The 1,373-nt window shown below is 64.3% G+C and carries 1 protein-coding gene; it reads right to left on the bottom strand.

The genetic code is table 11. The features are described from left to right. Window positions 1-193 precede the first annotated feature (193 nt). The coding region (locus tag FJ419_RS30585) for an IS4 family transposase (RefSeq protein ID WP_246679434.1) at window positions 194-1,373 on the bottom strand (1,180 nt) is incomplete at its 5' end.

Genomic DNA, 1,373 nt, shown 5'->3' with positions numbered 1-1,373 from the left:
GATCCTCGGGACAAGCCCCATAGGCGCTAACTTAGCGGTCGATGTGCGATGGCGCGCCGTCGTCGGGGTGGTTCGCGCAGGCGATGGAGTAGCAGGTCGAGGGAGATCGACCTGGTAGGCCCCAGTAACACAGCCATCGAGATGTTGGAGATCGCCAAGGCAACGAGACGCCAGATCGGCAGGGCGGATCGGTTCAGGCGGCCAGGGGGAGAGAGTCCGGCGCCTCGGGATCGAGGGCCGGCAGGTCATCTTCGGCCAGCAGGGCGGCCAGCAGAGCGGTGTTGATCCATAGGCGAGCCAGGTCGGGATCCTTTGCGCGGAGATCTTCCAGACCCACCAGCGACTTCATGCGCTTGAACGCCAGCTCGATCTGCCATCGCAGACGATAAGTCGAGGCGAGCCGCTCAGGCGGCCAGTCATCTGGCGGCAGCGATGTCAACAGCACCAGATAGCCGGCCATCTCAATGCCGGCCTGGCTGGGTTTGTATCTCGCCTTGGCCGCCAAACGGCGCGCCGCTCGTCTGGCCTTCTCAGCCGCCTCGGGCGGCATGGGCAGGATCACCACCCGAGCGGGTATCTCGACCCTGGACTTGCCGTCCTGGACGCTCACCGAAAGATCGAGCACGCCCTTCTTGCCCGCTTCACGGCACAGCGCCAAGCGATCCAATAGCCGGCCTTGGCCATCCAGCAGGCGTGGATAGCTTGAAGGGGCACGAACCAGAAAATCAGCCCCTGCCTCGACTGCCCGAGCCAGATCGTCGGCCTTGGCGTGGGCACGGTCGGCGATCCGAAGCTCTCCGGCCCTGGCGCCGCGCGACAGCCGCTCGGCTTCATGGCGATCCGTGACCTCCACCGAACAGAGCTTCAGCGTTGCAAGATCAAACACCGTGTGCACCATCCAATAGACCCGCTTGGGACCAGGCGGCGCAACTACCGTGGCATCCACCGCCATCATCCGCAGGCCTCCGTGCAAGCCGGCGAAGGCTTCGGGGCAGCGCTCGGCAAGCAGTTCCGAAACCAGGCCGCCCACCCAATCAGCACTGGCCTTCAGACGCTTCAGCATCGCCACGTCGGACATCGACGCCACTCCTCGCTGCTCGGCCCAACCAGCCAACATCCGAAGCGAGAACCGACCAAGCACATAGGCAAAACACAGGCGCAGCAGGTCAGCAGCGCTCGTCACCTGCCGCTTGCGCAGCAGCGCCCCAGCCTCCCGCGCGCTGGTCTCCAACTCTTCTGCCGAGCCCAACCGTCCGACCAGATCATCCCAATCCAAAGCTTGCAGCGAATCGCTCATGACCCACGGTGAATCACTCACCACGATCACCGTCAAGCCTAAGTTAGCGCCTATGGGGACAAGCCCGAGGATGACG

Origin of the sequence: Mesorhizobium sp. B2-6-2 (assembly GCF_006440615.1) — a bacterium.
Classification (GTDB): Bacteria; Pseudomonadota; Alphaproteobacteria; order Rhizobiales; family Rhizobiaceae; genus Mesorhizobium.
This window is presented reverse-complemented; position numbering and strand designations above follow the sequence as displayed.